Source organism: Streptomyces caeruleatus (genome assembly GCF_001514235.1).
GTDB lineage: Bacteria > Actinomycetota > Actinomycetes > Streptomycetales > Streptomycetaceae > Streptomyces > Streptomyces caeruleatus.
In genome coordinates this window covers 442,754-464,467 of sequence record NZ_KQ948929.1, presented here as the reverse complement: position 1 = coordinate 464,467, position 21,714 = coordinate 442,754, and the positions used below count along the sequence as shown (strand labels likewise).

Sequence of the window (21,714 nt, the reverse complement as noted above, 5' to 3'; positions counted from 1 at the left end):
GCGCCAAGATAGGCGATCAGGGCCGCGCCGCCGGTGCGGGCCCCGCGTCCGGCGGCCCGGCCCGATCAGCGCCCGTGGTTGTGCATGACGTGCTTGGTGCGCGAGTAGTCGTCCAGGGCGTAGACCGACAGGTCCCGGCCGTAGCCGGAGCCCTTGAAGCCGCCCCAGGGGACCTCACCGGCCAGCACCAGATGGGAGTTGACCCAGACGGTGCCGAAGTCGAGGCGTCCGGCGATGTCGTGGCTGCGGCGCGCGTTCTCGGTCCACACGGAGGCCGACAGGCCGAGCGGGACGTCGTTGGCGCGTCGCACGGCCTCCTCCTCGTCGGTGAACGTCTCCACGGTGACCACCGGGCCGAAGATCTCCTCGCGGGCGACCTCGGCTCCTTCGGGGACGTCGACCAGCACGGTCGGGGCGACGAAGTAGCCGGGCCCGCCGAGGGCGCCGCCGCCGGTCGCCACGCGGACGCCCTCCTTCCCGGCCCGCTCCAGGTAGCCGGTGACCCGGTCGAAGTGGGCCTTGGAGACCATGGGGCCGACCTCCACGTCGTCGCCGGAGGTCGGCTCACCGACCACCAACGCCTCCACCTCACCGACGAGTTGCTCCACGAACCGCTCGGCGACCGACTCGTGGACGAGGACGCGGCAGGCGGCCCCGCACTCCTGGCCCGAGTTCCAGAAGCTCGCGACGCGCAGGGACGACGCGGCGGCCGCGAGGTCGGCGTCGGGGAAGATCACCACCGGGGCCTTGCCGCCGAGTTCGAGGTGGACCCGCTTGAGGCTCTCGGCGGCAGCCCGGGCGACGGCACGACCGCTCGTGACCGAACCGGTCAGGGCGATCATGTTCACGTCCGGGTGCTCGGCGAGCCGGGCCCCGGCGACCGCGCCGTACCCGTTGACGACGTTCAGCACGCCGGGCGGCAGCAGGTCGGCGACCAGCTCGGCGAACTTCAGGGTGGTCAGCGGGGTCTGCTCGGACGGCTTGAGGACCAGGGTGTTGCCGGCGGCGAGGATCGGGGCGATCTTCCAGGCCGCCATCAGCAGCGGGTAGTTCCACGGCGTGACCACGCCGATCACCCCGAGCGGTTCGCGCAGGATGACCGACAGATGGTCCTCCGCGTAGTCGCCGGCCGCCATGGAGGTCGTCGCGCGCCCGGCGCCGGCCATGAAGCGGAAGGTGTCGACGGTCATGCCGACGTCGTCCCGCGACACCGCGAGCGGCTTGCCGGTGTTCGCCGACTCCAGCCGGGCCAGCGGCTCGGCGTGCTCGGCCACCCGGTCGGCGATGGCGTGCAGCACCTCCGAGCGGGCCTTGGGAACCAGCCGTCCCCACGCGCCCTTGGCCGCCACGGCGGCGGCCACCGCACGGTCGACGTCCCCGGCCGTGCCCGCGGGGATCCGGGCGATGACGTTCTCCGTGCTCGGATCGATGACGTCGATGACACGCTCGGCTGCCGCGTCGACGAACTCGCCATCGACGAACTCGCCATCGACGAACTCGCCGTCGACGAAGTGCCGGGCCGGAGGAAGGTCGGCCGGAGTGATCAGAGGCGGCGCGTCCGTGGCGCGCCGGACCGTTGCCGACGTGGGGCCGGTGGCGGTGGTCATGGTCAGTGACTCCCTGAGATTGAGCGGGTGGGAAGGGCGGAACGGGCCGGGCGGGAACGCGTCACCGTGCCGCCGACAGCTGGGGAAGCTCCTCGACCAGGGCGGAGATCCTGGCGGCGGTCGCGGCGTCGAGGCCGAGCAGCGGCTCGCGGGGGCCGCCGACGGGGATGCCGACGGCCTCCAGGGCGGACTTGATCGCGGGGATGAACGGCGCCGACATGATGGTGTCCATCAGCGGGTAGATCCGCGCCCACTCGGCCCGCGCACGGTCGAGTTCGCCGGCCCGCAACGCCCGGTGGACGGAGACGAGTTCGGCCGGCATCACGTTCGCGGTTCCGGCCATGACGCCGGCGGCGCCCTCGGCGATCGAGGTCAGCAGCAGGCTGTCCCAGCCGATGAACGTGGAGATGACGTCGCCGTGCCGGTGGATCAGCTGCCCGGCCTGGGCCATGTCGGCGCTGGTGTCCTTGATGTACCGGATGTTCTCGACCTCGCGGGCGAGCTGCCCGACGACGTCCGGCGTGAGGTTGACGCCGGTGGCGCCGGGCAGGTTGTAGAGCATGATCGGGATGTCCACGGCGTCGGCGACCGTCCGCAGATAGCGCAGCGTCTCGTCCAGGGTGAGCGGCTCGTAGTACGGGGCGACCACCATCAGCACCGAGGCTCCGGCGGCCTGCGCGTGCCGGGACAGTTCGACCGCCTCCCTGGTGCTCAGCGCACCGGTCTGCGCGACGACCGGCACCCGTCCGGCCGCCTGGTCGATGACGGTCTCGACCAGATGACGGCGTTCCGCCGCGCTCATCGCCGCGAACTCGCCGGTGGATCCGCAGGCGACGACGCCGTCGACCCCACCGTCGATGCTGCGGTCGACCAGGCGGCGCAGCGTCTTCTCGTCGATCTCCCCGTCCGACGCGAACGGGGTGGCCAGGGCGGTCAGGACACCGCTCAGCTGTGACGACATGCTCGGATCTCCTCAGGTGAAGCCGTGAAGGGGTGACGGTGTGAAGCCGTGAAGCTGTGAAGCCGTGAAGCTGTGAAGCTGTGGAGCTGTGACGGGGAAGCGGGAAGCGGGAAGCGGGAAGCGGGAAGCGGGGAGCGGAAGCGGGACTACGGCGCGGCGTGCGCCAGGTCGCGGTGCGCGGTCTGCCGTTCGGTGGCCAGCAGGCTCCGCGCCTCATGGGCGGCGGACAGGCCGCTCTGGATCGCGGTCTCGGTGTAGAGAGTGCCGAGGTAGTCACCGGCCAGGAGCACCCGGCCGCTGCGGCGGGTCAGCGTCTGCTGGAGCTTCCCGCGGCCGGGGAAGCAGTACGGCGCACCCGTTGGCCAGCGCTGCACCTCGGCCTCGACCACGTGGTCGGCGAAGCCGGGCAGCACCTGGTCCAGGTCGTCCAGGTAGATCCGGCGGATCTTGTCGTCGTCGTGCTCCAGCAGCTCGCGCGCCAGGCTGCCCGGCGAGAACGTCATGATGCTGCTGCCGGGCCGGCGGTCCCGCTCGTAACCGTGGACGACGTTCGACATGTTCAGCGCGACGTTGAAGGACCGCTTCGGCGTGGCGATGCCGTACGCGTCGTCCCAGACCTGGCGCCCGGTCTCGGCACTGAGGAACGCCGCGCTGACGTACGGGCCGTAGACGATCTTCGACAGGGCCTCGCGGACATCCGCGTCCAGGTCGACGGCGATCCGGTGGCTGACGGTCGCCGGGGTCGCCAGCACCACGCAGCGCGCCTCGACCTCCTTCTCGACGCCGTCCTCCCGGTAACGGACGACGACCGAGCCGTTCTTCTGGACGATCTCGTCGACGGTCGCGTTCAGCCGCACCCGGTCCCCCAGGGCCACCGCGATGGACTCCGTGAGGGTGGACGGGCCGCCGACGATGCTCTGCGAGAGACCGGCCCCGATGTTCCATACCAGGCTGAAGTAGCCGACGCCGGCACCGGCCGAGAGCTGGTCGATGTCGGCCGCCGACCGGGTCACCGTGGGCTTGAACAGGGCCTCGGCGTCCTCGGGCAGGTCGCCGATGAAGTCCTTGAAGGAGCGGTCGTTCATGAAGTCGTAGATCCGCTGCTGGCGTTGGGCCTCCGACTCGCCCTTGCGCCGCCGCACGATCCGGGCGTAGCGGGCCACCTGCACCGCGACCTTGGCGCCCGCCTTGACCATGCCGACCCGCGCCGGCATCGGCATCGGAATACGGAACGGGTAGCTCTCCACCCGGCCCTTGAGCAGCAGCTTGCCGTTCATCGACAGTCCGGCCAGCGAGCCGGGCACCGGCACCGAGTCGACGCCGGTGTTGTTCAGCAGCCACGACGTCGCCGAGTCGCCCCCGGCGTAGACGTGCCCGCCCCAGTTCAGCCAGTATGGTCCGCGCCGCTCCGAGCGGATACGACCGCCGACCCGGCCCTCGGACTCGAGCAGGAGCGTGTCCCAGTGCCGCAGTCGCCAGCCCGCGGCCAGTCCCGCGATGCCGCCTCCCACGATCACTACGTCTTTCATCAGTACCCTCCTGCGGGTTCACGGGTGAGGAACGCGCCGCTCGAAGTCGGAGATGTCCTCGAAGTCGGCGATGTCGGCGGCACGGGGGTGCCGCGCGAAGTTCGGTGGAGTTCGGTGGAGTTCGGTGGACGGTCCGGTCGTTGCGGTGACCGGGGCCGGCCCGCCCGGGTCCCCACCGTTGCGGGACCCGGCGGCGGACGCTCAGACGCTCGCGGGACGGCCCGAGGGCCTGTCCTGTGCGGGCCGCGGCGTCAGCGCGGCGGCTTCGTGCAGGGCCATGCCGCGGGTCTCGGGCGCCCACAGGACGGAGACGACGGCACCGAGGAGGCTGATGGCGGCGGCCGCGAGCATGGTGCCGCCGACGCCCCAGCCGGTCAGCGCCATGGGGACGAGGTAGGTGCCGACGGCGGCGCCGATCCGGCTGGCGGAGGACGCCAGACCCACGGCGGAGCCCCGCACCTCGGTCGGGAACAGCTCGTTCGGGTAGATCCACTGGAGGATCTGGGTGCCGCCGATGATGACCGCGTACAGGGCGAACAGGGTCATGATCACGCCCGAGGGGGCGTCGGGGAAGATGCCGAGCAGCAGCAGGGCGAGGCCCGACCAGAGGAAGCTGTGGATGACCAGCGGACGTCGGCCCATCCTGTTCACGCCGAGCAGGGCGACCACACAGCCGATGAGGAACATGACGGTGATCATGGCCTCGCCGATGTTGGCCAGCCCGCCCTCCAGTTGAAGCGCGTCCAGGATCTTCGGGCCGAACGCGTAGATGGCGAAGAGCGGCACGATCGAACAGGTCCAGAAGACGGAGATGTAGAGCATCCGGCCGCCGTAGCCGGACCGCAGGATCGCCTTGAGGTCGACGTTCTCCCGCTCCTCCGTCTCGTCCGGCAGGTCGGCGATCGTCACGTCCGGGCCGTAGACCTGCTTCAGGACGGCCTCGGCCTCCTCGGTGCGGCCCTTGTTCGCCAGCCAGCGCGGGGACTCGGGCGTGCCGTGCCGCAGCAGCACGATGATCGTGGCGGGCAGCGTGGCGCTGGCGAGCATCCACCGCCAGGCGTCGTCACCGAGCGACGACAGCATGATCTCGCCGACGACGTACGCCACGGCGGCGCCCACGAACCACATCACCACCAGGCCGCCCAGCAGAGGCCCCCGGAAGCGGCGCGGAGTGAACTCGGCCAGCAGCGAGGTCGCGATGGGATAGTCCGCGCCGACGGCCATGCCGATCAGCAGGCGCAGCACGAACAGCCACACCGGGTCGGTGGCCCAGAACTGGGCGACCGAACAGACGATGATGGCGATCAGGTCGATGGTGTACAGCAGTTGCCGGCCGAACCTGTCGGTCAGCCAGCCGCCCGCGAACGCGCCGAGGAAGATGCCGATGAGCGCGGAGGCGCCTATGAGGCCCTCGGCGGAGTCGGACAGACGCAGCTGCGGCGAGATCTGCACCATGGCCACGCCGATGACGCTCAGGACGTAGCCGTCGAGGAACGGGCCTCCGGAGGAGTACAGCGCCAGTTTCTTGTGGAATCGCGACAGGGGCGCGTCATCCAGTCTGTTTCCTGCGTTTGCGGTCATCACAGCCTCCGGGAGCGGATCCCGGACTTGCCCCTGGGAGGGTAGGTCCAGGCCAGGTCGGGGTTGATGTGCGGATTTCCGATGCCACGGGTGCCGCCCGGCGAACGAACGTGATCGGCTCGGGTGCGGCGAACTCGCGGTGTCCGGGGGACGCCGGCGGCGTGGCCACCGGATGGCAACGAAGTATGTGAAGGCCGGGAGCGGCCAACAATGCCCCCGGTTCCGCACCGGCCGGAGGGCTACAGGTGAGTCAGAAATTCGGCTACGGTTCCCGCCATGGCCGGCCGCCCCCGCACCACCGTCGTGCTCACCGACGAAGAACGGGCCACGCTGCTCGCGTGGACCCGCAGCCGCACCTGCGCACAGGCCCGGGCCCTGCGCGCCCGGATCGTGCTGGCCTGCGCCGACGAGCCCACCAGCACCGCCGTCGCCGCACGCCTCGGCATCTCCCGCGACATGGTGGGCACTTGGCGGTCCCGTTTCCTCGCCGACCGGCTGGACGGCCTGGACGAGCGGCCCCGCCCCGGGCGGCCGCCCACGGCCGACGACGACACCGTCGCCCACGTTCTCCTGCGCACCCTCACCCCGCCGCCCGGCGCCAGACAGGCCTGGTCGACGCGTTCCATGGCGGCCGAGACCGGTCTGAGCCAGAGCACGGTGAACCGGATCTGGCGCACCTACGGCGTCCAGCCGGGACCACGCGCCACGGCGCCGCCGCGCCGCCAGGCCTGGTCGCTGCCGGACCACGCCGAGGACGTCGTCGGCCTGTTCATCGCCCCGCCGGTGTGCGTGCTCGCGGTGACGGCCCGGACCGGACGGGGCCGCGCCGCCCGGGCCGGCGCGGCGACCGGCACGGGCCGCCTGTTCGGTCACGACCCGGAGGCACCCCAGGTGCTGGCCGTGGCCTGCGCGTTCGCACGGCTGCGGGGCGAGGGGCGGACGCAGGGCCCTCTCGACCTGGGCGAGTTCCTGCGGCAGGTGAGGTCGACGGCCGGCCCGGGAGAGGCCGTACACCTGCTGGTGCACGGCGTGCCGGTCGCGTGCGAAAGCCCGGACGGGGCGGGACTGCCGCGGCTGCGCCTGCACCACGCCCCGGACGCCGCGCAGTGGACGGACGAGATACGGCGCCTCCTCGCCGCGGACACGCACGCCACCCGTGGGGCCGCACCCGACCCGCACCGCCTCCGGGACGCGCTGCTGACCTGGTCCACCACCTGGACCTCCGCCGCGGCCCCCTTCACCCGGGTCGCCGCCCCGCGCCCGTCGTACGACACCCCGGCCATCTGCGGTCGTGACAACGACTCGCACCGCGTCGACGGGCGCGCACTCGACGACCCCGGCACCGGGACCAGCCAGGACGAGGCCCCGCCCGGCGCCCCCGTCACCACCGATCCCGTTGTCGGAGCACTGCGTGAAGCCGTCCTCGCCGGGGGCCACGTACCCGGCGACCGGGTCCGGGAGGCGCCGCTCGCGGCACGCCTCGGGCTCTCCCGCCGGGTCGTCCGCGCCGGGCTGCGGACGCTCGCCGAGGAGGGCATGCTCGATCTGCTCCCGGGCGGCGCGACCGCCGTCCCCGCCGTCACGGCCAAGGACGTCCTCGACCTCTACGCGCTGCGCGCCAGCCTCGGCGCGCTGCTCATCCGGCGCGTCGCCATGCTGGGCCCCGAGCACCTGGCTCCGGCGTCGGCGGCGCTGGCGGAGGTCCGCGCGGCCGCCCGAGCCAAGGACCACGTGGGCATCCGCGAGGTCGACCTGCGGTTCCAGGACGCCCTCGCCCGCACCGCCGACCTCCCGCAGGCCGCGCAGACCTTCGAACGCCTCACGGCCCGGCTGCGGATGTTCGTCGCCGTCCTGGACATGGACTACAGCCAGGCGTTCGACACGATCCTCAACGAGGACGCCGTCGTCTTCGACGCGCTGCGCGACGCCGACGGGAACGAGGCGGCACGTCTGTGGCGGGTCAAGATCGAGCGCTGCGTCCGCTACATGATCGCCCAGCTGCCCGAGGACGACATCGCCCCGCACCTGTGGGCGACGCTGGCGGGCAGGCCCCGCCTGGGCCGGGAGGAACTGCGGGGCGCAGCCCACTGAGACCTCACCGCGCACCCGGATCGCACGGCGCGGCCGAACACGGTGCCGTACGGCGTCAGATGGCCGCGCGGATCGCCTGCTCGAAGTCCTCGACATGGCTGCGGGCCAGCTGCGCCGCCTTCTCCGGCTCACCGGCGACGATCGCGTCGATCAGCGGCCCGTGCTCCCCGACATGGCCGGCCATGTCGGACAGCCGGTCGATGAACAGGCACCAGATGCGGGTGGCCAGGTTGTCGTGGCGGACGAGCGTGTCCTCCAGATACGGGTTGTGCGCGGCGGCGTAGATGGCCCGGTGGATCTGCAGGTCCAGGTGCATGAGCTCGGTGGAGTCGTCCCGCCGGGGGTCCACGCCCTCCAGCTTCCGCCGTAGGCCGGCGAGCGTGGCCCGGTCGGCGGCCGTGGCGCGCCGTGCGGCCTGGGCGGCCGCGAGGGGCTCCAACTCCTGGCGCACCTCGGAGATATGGGCCAGGTCGGTGATGTTGACCTCGGTGGCGAAGGTGCCGCGCCGGGGGTAGGTCGTGATCAGCCGCTCGTACTGGAGCCGCTTGAGCGCCTCGCGCACCGGCGTGCGTCCGACGCCGAGGGACTGGCCCAGCTGCTCCTCGTTGATCGGCGCGCCGGGGCGGATGTCGAGCATGACGAGCCGGTCGCGGATGGCGCGGTAGGCGCGCTCGGCGAGGGACAGCTCCTCGCCACCCGGTTCACCGCCACCCGGTTCACCGCGCCCCGGTTCCCCGCCTCCGCGCGCGGTCGCCACCTGCTGCATGAAATGCCCCCTTGACCTGTCCGGCGAGCTCCCATACCGTACCGCAGAGTCTGATATATCAGTTGCGCATTAGTTGGCCCCCAGGATGGTGCACCCATGGCAACCAGCCCGTCGACCAGCACACTCACCTCCCCTCTCGTCCTCCCGCTCAGCGAACTCGACCCGGACGTCGCCGCCGCGGTGGCCGCCGAGCTGCACCGCCAGCAGTCCACGCTGGAGATGATCGCCTCGGAGAACTTCGCCCCGGCCGCCGTCATGGAGGCCCAGGGTTCGGTGCTGACCAACAAGTACGCCGAGGGCTACCCGGGCCGCCGCTACTACGGCGGCTGCGAACACGTCGACGTCGTCGAGCAGTTGGCCATCGCCCGGGTGAAAAAACTCTTCGGCGCCGAGGCCGCGAACGTCCAGCCGCACTCGGGCGCCCAGGCCAACGCCGCCGCCATGTTCGCGCTGCTCAAGCCCGGCGACACGATCCTCGGCCTCGACCTCGCGCACGGCGGCCACCTCACCCACGGCATGCGCATCAACTACAGCGGCAAGCTGTACAACGTCGTGCCGTACCACGTGCGCGAGTCCGACCTGCGCGTCGACATGGACGAGGTCGAACAGCTCGCCCTCACCCACCGGCCGAAGATGATCGTCGCCGGCTGGTCGGCCTACCCGCGACGGCTCGACTTCGCCGCGTTCCGGCGGATCGCCGACGCGGTGGGCGCGTACCTGATGGTGGACATGGCGCACTTCGCCGGTCTGGTCGCGGCGGGCCTCCACCCGAACCCGGTGCCGTACGCCGACGTCGTCACGACCACCACCCACAAGACCCTCGGCGGCCCCCGCGGCGGAGTGATCCTCAGCCGCGCCGACCTCGCCAAGAAGATCAACTCGGCGGTCTTCCCCGGCCAGCAGGGCGGTCCGCTGGAGCATGTCATCGCGGCGAAGGCGGTCGCCTTCAAGGTGGCGGCGGGGGAGGAGTTCAGGGAGCGCCAGCAGCGCACCCTGGACGGCGCCCGCATCCTCGCCGGGCGGCTGCTGGCCGACGACGTCGCCGAGGCCGGGATCACCGTGCTGACCGGCGGCACCGAGGTACACCTCGTCCTCGTCGACCTGCGCGACTCCGCGCTCGACGGACAGCAGGCCGAGGACCTGCTGCACCGCATCGGCATCACCGTCAACCGCAACGCGGTGCCGTTCGACCCGCGTCCGCCGATGGTCTCCTCCGGCCTGCGGATCGGGACCCCGGCGCTGGCCACCCGCGGTTTCGGCGAGGCCGGGTTCCGGGAGGTCGCCGACATCATCGCCGAGGCCCTGAAGGGCGAACGGCCCGACGACGAACTGCGCGGCCGGGTCGAGAAACTCGCCTCCGCCTTCCCGCTCTACCCCCACCTGTCCCCCCTGAACGGAGACGCGGCATGACCGCCGAACCGCTGCCGGAACACCCGGACTTCCTCTGGCGCACCCCCGAGCCGCGCTCCTCGTACGACGTCGTCATCGTCGGCGCCGGCGGCCACGGCCTCGCCACCGCCTACTACCTCGCCAAGAACCACGGCATCACCAACGTCGCCGTCCTGGAGAAGGGCTGGCTGGCCGGCGGCAACATGGCCCGCAACACCACGATCATCCGCTCCAACTACCTCTGGGACGAGAGCGCGGCCATCTACGAACACGCGCTCAAGCTGTGGGAGGGCCTCCCGGAGGAACTGGACTACGACTTCCTGTTCAGCCAGCGCGGCGTCCTCAACCTCGCGCACACCCTGCAGGACGTGCGCGAGGGCATGCGCCGCGTGGGCGCCAACAAGCTCAACGGAGTCGACGCCGAATGGCTCGACCCGGACGAGGTCGCCAAGGTCTGCCCCATCCTCAACGTCTCGCCCCGCACCCGCTACCCGGTCCTCGGCGGCACCTTCCAGCCCCGGGCCGGCATCGCCAAGCACGACCACGTCGCCTGGGCGCTGGCCCGCCGCGCCGACGAGCTGGGCGTCGACCTGATCCAGGGCTGCGAGGTCACCGGCTTCCTCAAGGACGGCGACCGCGTCGTCGGCGTCGACACCAACCTCGGCCGCATCCACGCCGGCCGGGTCGGCCTCGCGGCCGCCGGGCACAGCAGCGTGCTCGCCGAGCGGGCGGGCGTACGGCTGCCGGTGCAGTCACACCCGCTGCAGGCGCTGGTCTCCGAACTGCACGAGCCGGTCCATCCGACGGTCGTCATGTCCAACCACGTGCACGTCTACGTCTCCCAGGCCCACAAGGGCGAACTGGTGATGGGCGCGGGCGTCGACTCCTACAACGGCTACGGGCAGCGCGGCTCCTTCCACGTCATCGAGCAGCAGATGGCCGCCGCCGTCGAGCTGTTCCCGGTCTTCGCCCGCGCCCATGTTCTGCGGACCTGGGGCGGCATCGTCGACGTCACCCCGGACGCCTCCCCGATCATCGGGGCCACCCCCGTCGAGAACCTCTACGTCAACTGCGGCTGGGGGACCGGCGGTTTCAAGGCCACCCCGGCCGCCGGCTGGACCTTCGCGCACACCATCGCCACGGGTGCGCCGCATCCGCTGAACGCCCCCTTCGCCCTCGACCGTTTCCGGACGGGCGCGTTGATCGACGAACACGGCGCCGCCGCCGTGGCCCACTGAGGAGGACACCGTGCTGCTGATCACCTGCCCATGGTGCGGTCCTCGCGACGAGACCGAGTACCACTACGGCGGACAGGCCCATGTGCCCTACCCCGAGACGCCCGCGGACCTCACCGACGAGCAGTGGGCCGAGTACGTCTTCTACCGCGACAACCCCAAGGGCCCCTTCGCCGAACGGTGGATGCACGGCATCGGCTGCCGCCGCTGGTTCAACGTCCTGCGCGACACCGCCACCCACGAGGTGCTCGCCTCCTACCGGCTCGACGAGCCACGCCCCGAACTGCCGCAGGCCGGAGGGAACCGATGACCGACCAGCACTTCCGGCTCCCGCGGGGCGGCCGCGTCGACCGCGCCACCGTGCTGCGGTTCACCGTCGACGGACGGGAACTGACCGGACACCCCGGCGACACCCTCGCCTCCGCCATGCTGGCGAACGGCGTCGTCGAGGTCGCCCCGTCGCTCTACCGCGGCCGCCCGCGCGGCATCGTCGCCGCGGGCGTCGAGGAGCCCAACGCCCTGGTGCAGATCGACGGTTCGTGCTCCGAGGGCATGCTCCCGGCCACGACCGTGGAGCTCTACGACGGCCTGTCCGCCACCACCCTCTCCGGGATGGGCCGGCTCGACGCGACCCCCGACCCCGCCGTCTACGACAAGAAGTACGCCCACACCGACGTCCTCGTCGTCGGCGCCGGGCCCGCGGGCCTCTCCGCCGCGGCCGCTGCCGCCGCCTCCGGCGCCCGGGTGATCCTCGTCGACGAACAGCCCGAACCCGGTGACTGGGAACGCGCCGCCGAACTGCGCGCGGTGCTCGACGCCGCGCCGGAGACCGTCGTACTGCACCGGACCACGGCCTTCGGGTCGTACGACGACAACTACGTGCTGGCGCTGCAACGACGCACCGACCACCTCGGAGCGGACGCCCCGGCCGGCGTCTCCCGGCAGCGGCTGTGGCACATCCGCGCCCGCAAGGTGATCCTGGCGACCGGCGCCCATGAACGCCCGCTGGTCTTCGCCGGGAACGACCGGCCCGGCGTGATGCTCGCCGGTGCCGTGCGCACCTACCTCGAACGGTACGCCGTGGCCCCCGGCTCACGGGCCGTGGTGAGCACGACCAACGACAGCGCGTACGACACGGTCGCCGCCCTGCACACCGCCGGGATCGACCTCGCCGCCGTCGTCGACGCACGCCCCGAACTCTCCCCGCGGGCCGCCGAGGTCGCCCGCACGACCGGGGTGCCGGTGCTGACCGGGAGCGCGGTGACCGACACCGCGGGCGACGGCCGGCTCACCGCGGTCACCGTCCGGCCGCTCGACGCGGACGGCCCCACCGAGTCGTTCGCCTGCGACCTGCTCGCCGTCTCCAGCGGCTGGAGCCCCGTCGTCCATCTGCACAGCCAGCGGCAGGGACGGCTGCGGTGGGACGAGGAACTCGTCGCGTTCGTGCCCGACGGCGTCGTACGGGACCAGCAGGTCGTGGGCGCGGCGCGCGGGACGTACGACCTCGACGGCTGCGCGGCCGAGGGGGCGCGGGCCGGGGCGCTGGCCGCGACGGAGGCCGGGTTCCCGGTGCCCGTGCCGTCCTACGACGGGGAGCCGCGCGCGAACGGGCCGGTGCGGGCACTGTGGCTGGTGCCCGGCGACTCCTGGGACACCCACTTCGTCGACCTGCAGCGTGATGTCACCGTCGCCGACGTACTGCGCTCCACCGGCGCCGGCCTGCGCGGAGTCGAACACGTCAAGCGCTATACCTCGCTCGGCACGGCGAACGACCAGGGCAAGACGTCCGGCGTCAACGCGATCGGCGTGATCGCCGAGATCCTCGGCGGTTCCCTGGGCGAGATCGGCACCACGGCCTACCGTGCGCCGTACGCCCCCGTGGCCTTCGCCGCCCTCGCCGGCCGGGAGCGCGGCGACCTGTTCGACCCGGAGCGCACGACCTCCATCCACCGCTGGCATGTCGAGCAGGGCGCCGAGTTCGAGGACGTCGGCCAGTGGAAGCGCCCCCGGTACTACCCGCGGCCCGGCGAGGACATGGACGCCGCCGTGGCCCGCGAGTGCCGCGCGGCCCGTGAGGGCGTGGCCTTCATGGACGCCTCCACCCTCGGCAAGATCGAGATCTGGGGCGCGGACGCGGGCGAGTTCCTCAACCGGATCTACACCAACGCCTTCAAGAAGCTGAAGCCCGGCATGGCCCGCTACGGCGTGATGTGCAAGCCCGACGGCATGATCTTCGACGACGGCGTGACCCTGCGCCTCGACGACAACCGCTACTTCATGACCACCACGACCGGCGGCGCCGCGGGCGTCCTGGACTGGCTGGAGGAGTGGCTGCAGACCGAGTGGCCCGAACTCGACGTGCACTGCACCTCGGTGACCGAGCAGTGGGCGACGATCGCGGTCGTCGGACCCAGGTCGCGCGAGGTCGTCGCCCACCTCGCCCCCGACGTCGACCTGTCCGCCGAGGCCTTCCCGTTCATGGCCTTCCGCGAGACCACCCTGGCCTCCGGCATCCCGGCCCGGATCTGCCGGATCTCCTTCTCCGGCGAACTCGCCTACGAGATCAACGTCTCCGCCTGGTACGGCCGCACGGTCTGGGAGGAGGTGTACGCGATCGGCCGGCCGTACGACATCACCCCGTACGGCACCGAGACGATGCACGTCCTGCGGGCCGAGAAGGGGTACATCATCGTCGGCCAGGACACCGACGGCACCGTCACCCCGCAGGACGCGGGTATGTCCTGGGTGGTGTCCAAGCAGAAGGACTTCATCGGCAAGCGGTCCTTCTCCCGCGCCGACACCGCCCGCACCGACCGCAAGCAACTGGTCGGCCTGCTGCCGAGCGACCGCACGACCCGGCTGCCCGAGGGCACCCAACTCGTCGCCCCGGACGTCGACCTGGCGACGGTGCCGGTTCCGATGCTCGGCCACGTCACCTCCAGCTACCACAGCCCGGCCCTCGGCCGCCCCTTCGCCCTCGCCCTCGTCGCCGACGGGCAGGCGAGGAAGGGCCAGACCCTGCTCGCCCCGGTGGGCGAGGCCCTCGTGCCCGTCGAGGTGACCGACTTCGTCCTCTACGACCCCGAAGGGACCAAGCGCGATGGCTGAGCCGACGATCGACGGACGAGTGAGCCCGTTGGCACACCTGGAAGAGCGGATGCGCGCCGCCGCGGTCACCGGCGCCCGCGGCGTCACGCTCGTCGAGCGGCCGTTCCTCACCATGGTCGACCTGCGCGTCGACCCCGCGTCCGAGACGGCCGACCGCATCGGGAAGGCCCTCGGCGCACCGCTCCCGCGCCGGTGCGGACACACCGGCGCGGCCGGCCCCCACACGACCCTCTGGCTGGGCCCGGACGAGTGGCTCGTGCTGTCCCGGGCCGAAGCATCCCAGGTGACCGCGGAGCTGAAGGACGCCCTCGGCGGCGACCCGGGCTCGGTCGTGGACGTCTCCGCGAACCGCACCACGCTGGAGCTGAGCGGCCCGGCCGCCCGGCAGGTCCTGGAGAAGGGCTGCCCGCTGGACCTGCACCCCCGGGCGTTCGGCCCCGGCCGGGCCGTGTCGACCACGGTGGGCCCCGTCGCCGTACTGCTCTGGCAGGTCGACGACACCCCGACGTACCGCCTGTTCCCGCGCTCCTCCTTCGCCGACCACCTGGCGCGCTGGCTCGTCGACGCGATGAGCGAGTACCACGGACCGGAGGTGCCCTGATGAGCACGCCCCCGAACACCGAGCACATCCTCACCCTCGACTGCCCCGAGTCACCCGGTATCGTCCACGCCGTCTCGCGCTTCCTGCTCGACCACGGCAGCGACATCATCGACAACCACCAGTTCGGCGACCGCCGCGACGGCCACTTCTTCATGCGGGTGCACTTCGCGGCCTCCGGCGGCGAGAACGACACGCAGGCGCTGCGCGACGACTTCACCGCCGTGGCCGCCCCGTTCGCGATGCGATGGCAACTGGAACCCGTCAGCACCCGGCGCCGGGTGCTGGTCATGGTGTCCCGCTACGGCCACTGCCTCAACGACCTGCTGTTCCGCACCCGCAGCGGCGACCTGCCCATCGACGTGGTCGCGGTCGTCTCCAACCACCGCGACCACGAGGAACTGGTCACCTGGCACGGCGTCCCCTTCTTCCACGTGCCGGTCACCGCCGCGACCAAACCCCGGGCCGAGACCCGGCTCATGGAGATCGTCGACTCCCTCGACGTCGACCTGGTCGTCCTGGCGCGCTACATGCAGGTCCTCTCCGACGACCTGTGCGGGCGGCTGGCCGGGCGGATGATCAACATCCACCACTCGTTCCTGCCGAGCTTCAAGGGGGCCAAGCCCTACCACCAGGCACACGAGCGCGGCGTCAAACTCGTCGGTGCGACCGCCCACTACGTCACCGCCGACCTCGACGAAGGCCCGATCATCGCCCAGGAGGTCATCGCCGTCGACCACAGCCACACCCCCGACGACCTCGCCGCGATCGGCCGTGACGCGGAGTCGGCCGCGCTGGCCCGGGCGGTCCGATGGCACTGCGAGGACCGGGTGTTCGTGCAGGGCAGGCGCACGGTGGTCCTCCGGTAGCGGCGGGGCCTCGGACCGCCCTTTCTGATCGCGGCGGATACGCGGCTTCCCGAAGGGCCACAGGGGGCAGACCTTCGGCGGAGGCGAACCGATCGGAGAGGAAGACGATGGCCCCATCGGAACGGGAACCGGAACAGGAAGCCCAGCGGATCGGCATACCCGCCGAGTCCACCGCGGGCGAGACCAGGGTGGCGGCGACCCCTGCCACCGTGGCCCGGCTGGTCGCGCTGGGCTACCACGTGGTCGTGGAACCGGGGGCGGGGGAACTGTCCCGCTTCTCGGACGCGGCCTACCAGGAGGCGGGCGCCCGGCTCGGCGACCCCTGGCCGGCCGAGATCGTGCTGAAGGTCAACGGCCCGTCGAGCGAGGAGACCGGCCGGCTGCGCGACGGAACGACGCTGATCGCCCTCATCGGCCCCGCGCTCAACCCGGAACTGGTCGAGGAACTGGCACGCCGGCCGATCACCGTGCTCGCCATGGACGCCGTACCGCGGATCTCGCGCGCCCAGTCCCTGGACGTCCTCAGCTCCATGGCGAACATCGCCGGATACCGGGCCGTCGTCGAGGCCGCGCACGCCTTCGGCCGCTTCTTCACCGGCCAGGTCACCGCCGCCGGCAAGGTGCCGCCGGCCAAGGTGCTCGTGGCCGGCGCCGGAGTGGCCGGACTCGCGGCGATCGGCGCGGCCCACAGCCTCGGCGCCGTGGTCCGCGCCACCGACCCCCGGCCCGAGGTCGCCGAGCAAGTGCGCTCCCTGGGCGCGGAGTTCCTTCAGGTGCGGCCCGACCAGGCCGAGTCGCAGGTCAGCAGCGACGGATACGCCAAGGCCACCTCGGACGACTACAACCGGCTCGCCGCGCGGCTGTACACCGAGCAGGCGGCCGACGTCGACATCATCGTCACCACCGCGCTCGTCCCCGGCAGACCGGCACCGAGGCTCATCACCGCCCAGGACGTCGCGCGCATGAAACCCGGCAGCGTGATCGTCGACATGGCCGCCGCCCAGGGTGGCAACGTCGAGGGAACGGTCGCCGGAAAGGCCGTCGTCACCGACAACGACGTGACGATCATCGGCTACACCGACCTGCCCGGCCGGCTCCCCGCCCAGGCGTCCCAGCTGTACGGCACCAACCTGGTCAACCTGATGAAGCTGCTCACCCCGGGCAAGGACGGCCGGCTGGTCCTCGACTTCGAGGACGTGGTGCAGCGGTCGATGACCGTGGTCCGCGACGGCGAGAAGACCTGGCCGCCCCCACCCGTGCAGGTGTCCGCGGCGCCCGCCCCCGCCCCTGCCCAGGGACCGGAACCGGCCGCGGGACCCGACCCGGCGGCCAAGCCCGCCCGCTCGGCGCGCTCGGGGTACGCCCTCGTCGGCGCCGGAGCGCTCGCGCTCTTCCTGGTGACCGCCTTCTCACCGCCCCAACTGATCGCCCACTTCACGGTGTTCGTCCTGGCGATCGTCATCGGCTTCTACGTCATCGGGCATGTGCACCACGCGCTGCACACCCCGCTGATGTCGGTCACCAACGCGATCTCCGGGATCGTCGTGGTCGGCGCGCTGCTGCAGATCGGGCACGGGAACACCGTGGTGACCGTGCTGTCGTCCGCCGCGATCCTGCTGGCGAGCATCAACGTCTTCGGCGGATTCGCCGTCACCCGCCGCATGCTCGGCATGTTCTCGAAGGGCTGATCCCGGATGACCACCGCCACGGCCGCAGAGGCCGCATACGTCATCGCCGCGCTGCTGTTCATCCTCAGCCTCGCCGGACTCTCCCAGCACCGGACCTCCCGCTCGGGCGTCGTCTGGGGCATCGCCGGCATGGTCATCGCCCTGGCCGCCACCGTCGCACTCGCCTCGCGGAGCATCAGCGTCACCGGGCTGGTGCTGATCGCCGTCGCCACGGCCGTCGGCGCGGGCATCGGACTGTGGCGTGCCCGGGTCGTCGAGATGACCGGCATGCCGGAACTGATCGCCATCATGCACAGCCTCGTCGGCCTCGCGGCCGCGTTCGTCGGCTGGAACGGCTACCTCGACGTCGACGCCGGAGGCCACACCGGGCAGGAGATCACCGGCTCGCTGCTGCGCATCCACCACGCCGAGGTGTTCGTCGGCGTGTTCATCGGCGCCGTCACCTTCACCGGTTCCGTCGTCGCCTATCTGAAGCTGTCGGCCCGGATCAAGTCCCGGCCGCTCATGCTGCCCGGCAGGCACGTCCTCAACCTGGGCGCGCTCGCCGCGTTCGTCGCCCTCACCGCGGCGTTCGTCGCCCGCCCCCACATGGGCCTGCTCATCGCGATCACCGTGGTGGCACTCGCCCTCGGCGCCCATCTGGTCGCCTCCATCGGCGGCGGCGACATGCCGGTGGTCGTCTCGATGCTCAACAGCTACTCCGGCTGGGCGGCGGCCGCCTCCGGCTTCCTCCTCGCCAACAACCTGCTCATCGTCACCGGCGCGCTCGTCGGCTCCTCCGGCGCCTACCTGTCGTACATCATGTGCAAGGCGATGAACCGTTCCTTCCTCTCGGTGATCGCGGGCGGCTTCGGCGGCGAGACGGCGGTGGCGAGCGACGGAGCCGACCAGGGGGAGCACCGGGAGATCAGCGCGGCGGAGACCGCCGAGCTCCTCCAGGACGCCACCTCGGTGATCATCACCCCGGGATACGGCATGGCGGTCGCCCAAGCCCAGTACCCCGTCGCCGAGTTGGCGCGCAAGCTGCGTGAACGCGGCGTCGACGTGCGCTTCGGCATCCACCCGGTCGCCGGCCGGCTGCCCGGGCACATGAACGTGCTGCTCGCCGAGGCCAACGTGCCCTACGACCTCGTGCTGGAGATGGACGAGATCAACGACGACTTCGCCGCCACCTCGGTCGTCCTGGTCATCGGCGCCAACGACACCGTCAACCCGTCCGCCGCCGAGGACCCGGCCAGCCCCATCGCCGGGATGCCGGTCCTGCACGTGTGGGAGGCCGCCCAGGTCGTCGTCTTCAAACGCTCCATGGCGACCGGGTACGCGGGCGTGCAGAACCCGCTGTTCTTCCGCGAGAACAGCCAGATGCTCTTCGGCGACGCCAAGCAACGCGTCGAGGACATCCTGCGCAGCCTCGACGCCACCGCGGCACCGGTCCCGGCCATGGTCGGAACGAACCGCTGACCGGTGTTCCCGCACCGTCCGCCGGGACCGCCCCGGCGGACGGCACGCCCACTCGGCCGTCCCGCCCGGTGAATACACGTCACTTCACCTGAAGGTGTGACGAGCACGGACGTACATCGAAAAGGGGGGAATCCGGGGGCCGTCGGCGCCGGTACGTTGGCGTGGTGCGGCGGATCGGGGAGTTCACCGTGGAACGGCGCCTCGGCGCCGGCGGTATGGGGGTCGTGTACCTGGCGCGCAGCGCCGGCGGGCGGCAGGTCGCGCTGAAGGTGATCCGGCCCGAGTACGTCGACGAGCCGCACTTCCGGGCCCGGTTCCGCCGCGAGGTCGCCGCGGCCCGCAAAGTGAGCGGCGCCTTCACCGCGCCCGTGGTGGACGCCGACCCCGACGGCGACCCGCCCTGGCTGGCCACGCAGTACGTCGTCGGCGACGCACTGGACGCCCGGGTGCGCTCAGGCGGCCCACTGCCCACCGCCGATGTCGTACGCCTGGCCGGGCAGTTGGCGGAGGCCCTGCGCGACATCCACCGGCAGGGCATCGTGCACCGGGACCTGAAACCCGCCAACGTCCTGCTCGCCGACGACGGCGTACGCGTCATCGACTTCGGCATCGCACGCACCGTCACCCAGAGCCGGGCGCTGACCCGCAGCGGCGCCATGGTGGGCACCCCGGCCTTCATGGCGCCGGAACAGCTGACCGCGACCCGGGCGGTCTCCCCGGCGACGGACGTGTTCGCGCTCGGCGGCGTACTGGCCTACGCGGCGCTCGGCCGCAGCCCGTTCGAGGACCCCGGCGCCGCGGGCCTGGAGCCGATCGCGGTCGCCTTCGCCGTCGTCCACCAGGAACCGGACCTCACCGGTCTCCCCGGCGAGCTACGCGCCCTGGTGGCCCGCTGTCTGACCAAGGACCCGGCCCGGCGCCCGGGCCTGGAGGAGGTACTGCGCCTCGCGACCCGCGCCGGGCAGGGCATCGTCGAGTCCGACAGCACCCCACCAGTACGGCGCCGCCGGCCCGGCCGGACAGCGATCGTCGCGCTCGCCGCAGTCGCGGCCCTGCTTCTGCCGGGCGAACTGCCACGGTCCCCGTCGTCGGCGGTCCTGCCCTGCGCCGACGGACTGACCGCCATCGGCGAGGGCCGGATGCGCAGATGTGTCGGACTGCTGGACACGGACGCGTCGCCCCGTCTGCTGCGCCGCTCGTCGAGCCGGCTCATCGCACCCGTGCTGGAGCGGATCGCCGCGGAGAACCGGCGTGTCACCGCGGCGGCGGCCGAGTCCGGCGGCCGGCCGGGGGTGTCGATGGTGTATCTGACGCCCCTCACCGAGGAGTTCGACGGCAGCGCCGGGATGGAGGCGGTACGGCGCGATCTGGAAGGCGCCCACTTCGCCCAGCTCAGGATCAACCGGAAGCCGGCCGGCCCGGACGGCGGCGCCGCGGTCCGACTGCTCTTCGGCCAGACCGGAGGCACCGCCCAACAGCGCAACCACACCGTCGGGCAGGTGCGCGCGGCCCGGCGCGCCCAGCGGATCGTCGCGGCGCTCGGCCTCGGCGGCAGCACCGCCGCCAGCCAGGACATGGTGGAGGAGCTGACGGCCGGCGGCCTGCCCGCCTTCGGCTCGGTCCTCACCGCCGACTCATGGGCCGCGGTTCCGGGCCTGGCACGGGTCGCGCCCGCCAACGCCGACCAGGCCGCGGCCGCCGTACGCCATCTGTCGACCGGTGCACTCGCCCGCGCCCGCGTCCTCTTCGTGCAGGACATCGCCCCCGGCGACCAGTACACCAGCACCCTCGCCCAGCAGTTCGGCGCCCGCATACCGCCGCGTCGCCTCGTCCGCGCGGAACCGGCCCTGTTCGACTCCTCACGGCCCGGCCCGACCGACTTCCGTGCCGCGCTCGGGGACGTGTGCGAGGTGAAGCCGGACGTCGTCTACTTCGCGGGGCGGGGCACCACGCTGCCGCACCTGCTGACGTTCCTCGCCGCACGCCCCTGCCGGAGCCACCTGATCACCGTGATGTCCGGCGACGACACCATGATGGTCCGGCACACCAACGGCTTCGGCGCGCGCGACCTGGCCCGCGCGCTCGGCAAGGGCGGGCTCGACCTGCTCTACACCGGTCTCGCCCACCCCGGAGCGTGGAAGGTCACGCCGGACGCCTTCGCCCCGGAACTCGTCGCGCCCTTCCGGGATGGCACGTTCGACGCCACCTTCCCGCACAGCGACCTGGAGGACGGCCGGGCCATCATGATGCACGACGCCCTGCTCACCGCGGCCCGGGCGATCCGTGAGACCCCCGCCGTACCGAACCCGACCGTCACCGACGTCTACCGGACGCTGTCCCGCCTGCGGAACCAGGGGCCACTGCCCGGCGCGAGCGGCTGGATCAGCCTCGGCAGCGACGGCGCCCCCGAGGGCAAGGCGATCCCCGTCCTCCGGATCGCTCCGGACGGCCGCACCACCGCCATCGCGGTCACATCGGCCGAGGGCACACCACGGACGAAGGGTGTCGGCGGCGGCAATTAAGCGCCTGCCCATGAGTGAGGCAGACAGAGGCCCCTTGCGACGAGTCGTCGACGGGCGCTTCGAGTTGGAGACCCGCCTCGGCGGCCGTGGGATGGGGACGGTCTGGCGGGCCAGGGATCTGGTGCACCGAACTGCGTTACCTGACGGTGCGCCAGCCCGACGACATCTTCGACACCCCGGCCGGTATGGCCGTCTACCTGACCGACGACCACAGCCGTGCCGGCTACTTGGAGGCCGACACCCACGGCAAGGTGACCCGGGTGATGCCGGCCGAGGACTGACGCGGACGCCGGGGAGCGGGGCTGCCGC

At 72.1% G+C, this 21,714-nt stretch carries 16 protein-coding genes; 11 read left to right on the top strand and 5 right to left on the bottom strand.

Annotated features, from left to right (window positions below):
- Positions 1 to 65: 65 nt before the first annotated feature.
- The 4 genes from AQJ67_RS20225 to AQJ67_RS20210 form a co-directional block, all read right to left on the bottom strand.
- Entirely contained in the window at positions 66 to 1,607 is a 1,542-nt protein-coding gene (locus AQJ67_RS20225; RefSeq protein WP_079056059.1) for an aldehyde dehydrogenase family protein, read from the bottom strand.
- A gap of 61 nt (positions 1,608 to 1,668) precedes the next feature.
- A complete protein-coding gene (gene dapA / locus AQJ67_RS20220; protein WP_062720384.1) occupies positions 1,669 to 2,568 on the bottom strand; it encodes a 4-hydroxy-tetrahydrodipicolinate synthase in 900 nt (299 codons plus the stop codon).
- Positions 2,569 to 2,714: 146 nt separating this feature from the next.
- Entirely contained in the window at positions 2,715 to 4,097 is a 1,383-nt protein-coding gene (locus AQJ67_RS20215; protein WP_062720383.1) for a flavin monoamine oxidase family protein, read from the bottom strand.
- Between the two features lie 201 nt (positions 4,098 to 4,298).
- Entirely contained in the window at positions 4,299 to 5,678 is a 1,380-nt protein-coding gene (locus AQJ67_RS20210) for an MFS transporter (protein ID WP_062720382.1), read from the bottom strand.
- 276 nt (positions 5,679 to 5,954) lie between these two features.
- On the opposite strand from AQJ67_RS20210, the gene AQJ67_RS20205 reads away from it, so the two are divergent.
- Positions 5,955 to 7,769 carry a helix-turn-helix domain-containing protein gene (locus AQJ67_RS20205; RefSeq protein ID WP_062720381.1) on the top strand — a complete coding sequence of 605 codons (1,815 nt, stop codon included), beginning with the start codon at positions 5,955 to 5,957 and terminating at the stop codon, positions 7,767 to 7,769.
- Positions 7,770 to 7,824: 55 nt separating this feature from the next.
- Here AQJ67_RS20205 and AQJ67_RS20200 read toward each other — a convergent pair whose 3' ends face one another.
- Entirely contained in the window at positions 7,825 to 8,535 is a 711-nt protein-coding gene (locus AQJ67_RS20200; protein ID WP_079056058.1) for a GntR family transcriptional regulator, read from the bottom strand.
- Between the two features lie 96 nt (positions 8,536 to 8,631).
- Here AQJ67_RS20200 and glyA point away from each other — a divergent pair, with 96 nt between their 5' ends.
- From glyA to AQJ67_RS50215, 10 genes are all read left to right on the top strand, one after another.
- Positions 8,632 to 9,945 carry a serine hydroxymethyltransferase gene (gene glyA / locus AQJ67_RS20195; RefSeq protein ID WP_062720380.1) on the top strand — a complete coding sequence of 438 codons (1,314 nt, stop codon included), beginning with the start codon at positions 8,632 to 8,634 and terminating at the stop codon, positions 9,943 to 9,945.
- Positions 9,942 to 11,162, top strand: a complete 1,221-nt coding sequence (locus tag AQJ67_RS20190) for a sarcosine oxidase subunit beta family protein (RefSeq protein ID WP_062720379.1) — start codon at positions 9,942 to 9,944, stop codon at positions 11,160 to 11,162. The genes glyA and AQJ67_RS20190 overlap by 4 nt, the downstream gene beginning before the upstream one ends.
- Positions 11,163 to 11,172: 10 nt before the next feature.
- Positions 11,173 to 11,469: a sarcosine oxidase subunit delta gene (locus AQJ67_RS20185; protein ID WP_062720378.1), complete on the top strand. Its 297-nt coding sequence runs from the start codon at positions 11,173 to 11,175 to the stop codon at positions 11,467 to 11,469.
- Complete coding sequence (locus AQJ67_RS20180) at positions 11,466 to 14,267, top strand: sarcosine oxidase subunit alpha family protein (RefSeq protein ID WP_062720377.1); 2,802 nt, start codon at positions 11,466 to 11,468, stop codon at positions 14,265 to 14,267. The genes AQJ67_RS20185 and AQJ67_RS20180 overlap by 4 nt, the downstream gene beginning before the upstream one ends.
- Entirely contained in the window at positions 14,260 to 14,868 is a 609-nt protein-coding gene (locus AQJ67_RS20175) for a sarcosine oxidase subunit gamma (RefSeq protein ID WP_062720376.1), read from the top strand. Before AQJ67_RS20180 ends, AQJ67_RS20175 begins: the two co-directional genes overlap by 8 nt.
- The gene (gene purU / locus AQJ67_RS20170; RefSeq protein WP_062720375.1) at positions 14,868 to 15,734 is read left to right on the top strand and encodes a formyltetrahydrofolate deformylase; all 867 of its coding nucleotides are present in this window, start codon (positions 14,868 to 14,870) and stop codon (positions 15,732 to 15,734) included. The genes AQJ67_RS20175 and purU overlap by 1 nt, the downstream gene beginning before the upstream one ends.
- Before the next feature lie 107 nt (positions 15,735 to 15,841).
- Complete coding sequence (locus AQJ67_RS20165) at positions 15,842 to 17,422, top strand: Re/Si-specific NAD(P)(+) transhydrogenase subunit alpha (RefSeq protein WP_062720374.1); 1,581 nt, start codon at positions 15,842 to 15,844, stop codon at positions 17,420 to 17,422.
- 6 nt (positions 17,423 to 17,428) lie between these two features.
- Positions 17,429 to 18,883, top strand: coding sequence for a Re/Si-specific NAD(P)(+) transhydrogenase subunit beta (gene pntB / locus AQJ67_RS20160; RefSeq protein WP_062720373.1), 1,455 nt, complete (start codon positions 17,429 to 17,431; stop codon positions 18,881 to 18,883).
- A 164-nt stretch (positions 18,884 to 19,047) separates the two neighbouring features.
- Positions 19,048 to 21,405 (top strand): serine/threonine-protein kinase, encoded by a 2,358-nt coding sequence (locus AQJ67_RS46855; protein WP_244190530.1) that lies wholly within the window; start codon positions 19,048 to 19,050, stop codon positions 21,403 to 21,405.
- 146 nt (positions 21,406 to 21,551) lie between these two features.
- Positions 21,552 to 21,686, top strand: coding sequence for a hypothetical protein (locus AQJ67_RS50215; RefSeq protein ID WP_279616896.1), 135 nt, complete (start codon positions 21,552 to 21,554; stop codon positions 21,684 to 21,686).
- Positions 21,687 to 21,714: the final 28 nt, after the last annotated feature.

Coding starts and splice junctions, on each gene's coding strand:
- dapA (WP_062720384.1), bottom strand. CDS start 2,568: ATGTCGTCACAGCTGAGCGGTGTCCTGACCGCCCTGGCCACCCCGTTC.
- purU (WP_062720375.1), top strand. CDS start 14,868: ATGAGCACGCCCCCGAACACCGAGCACATCCTCACCCTCGACTGCCCC.
- AQJ67_RS20215 (WP_062720383.1), bottom strand. CDS start 4,097: ATGAAAGACGTAGTGATCGTGGGAGGCGGCATCGCGGGACTGGCCGCG.
- AQJ67_RS20225 (WP_079056059.1), bottom strand. CDS start 1,607: ATGACCACCGCCACCGGCCCCACGTCGGCAACGGTCCGGCGCGCCACG.
- AQJ67_RS20180 (WP_062720377.1), top strand. CDS start 11,466: ATGACCGACCAGCACTTCCGGCTCCCGCGGGGCGGCCGCGTCGACCGC.
- AQJ67_RS20210 (WP_062720382.1), bottom strand. CDS start 5,678: ATGACCGCAAACGCAGGAAACAGACTGGATGACGCGCCCCTGTCGCGA.
- AQJ67_RS20165 (WP_062720374.1), top strand. CDS start 15,842: ATGGCCCCATCGGAACGGGAACCGGAACAGGAAGCCCAGCGGATCGGC.
- AQJ67_RS20175 (WP_062720376.1), top strand. CDS start 14,260: ATGGCTGAGCCGACGATCGACGGACGAGTGAGCCCGTTGGCACACCTG.
- AQJ67_RS20200 (WP_079056058.1), bottom strand. CDS start 8,535: ATGCAGCAGGTGGCGACCGCGCGCGGAGGCGGGGAACCGGGGCGCGGT.
- AQJ67_RS20190 (WP_062720379.1), top strand. CDS start 9,942: ATGACCGCCGAACCGCTGCCGGAACACCCGGACTTCCTCTGGCGCACC.
- AQJ67_RS20205 (WP_062720381.1), top strand. CDS start 5,955: ATGGCCGGCCGCCCCCGCACCACCGTCGTGCTCACCGACGAAGAACGG.
- pntB (WP_062720373.1), top strand. CDS start 17,429: ATGACCACCGCCACGGCCGCAGAGGCCGCATACGTCATCGCCGCGCTG.
- glyA (WP_062720380.1), top strand. CDS start 8,632: ATGGCAACCAGCCCGTCGACCAGCACACTCACCTCCCCTCTCGTCCTC.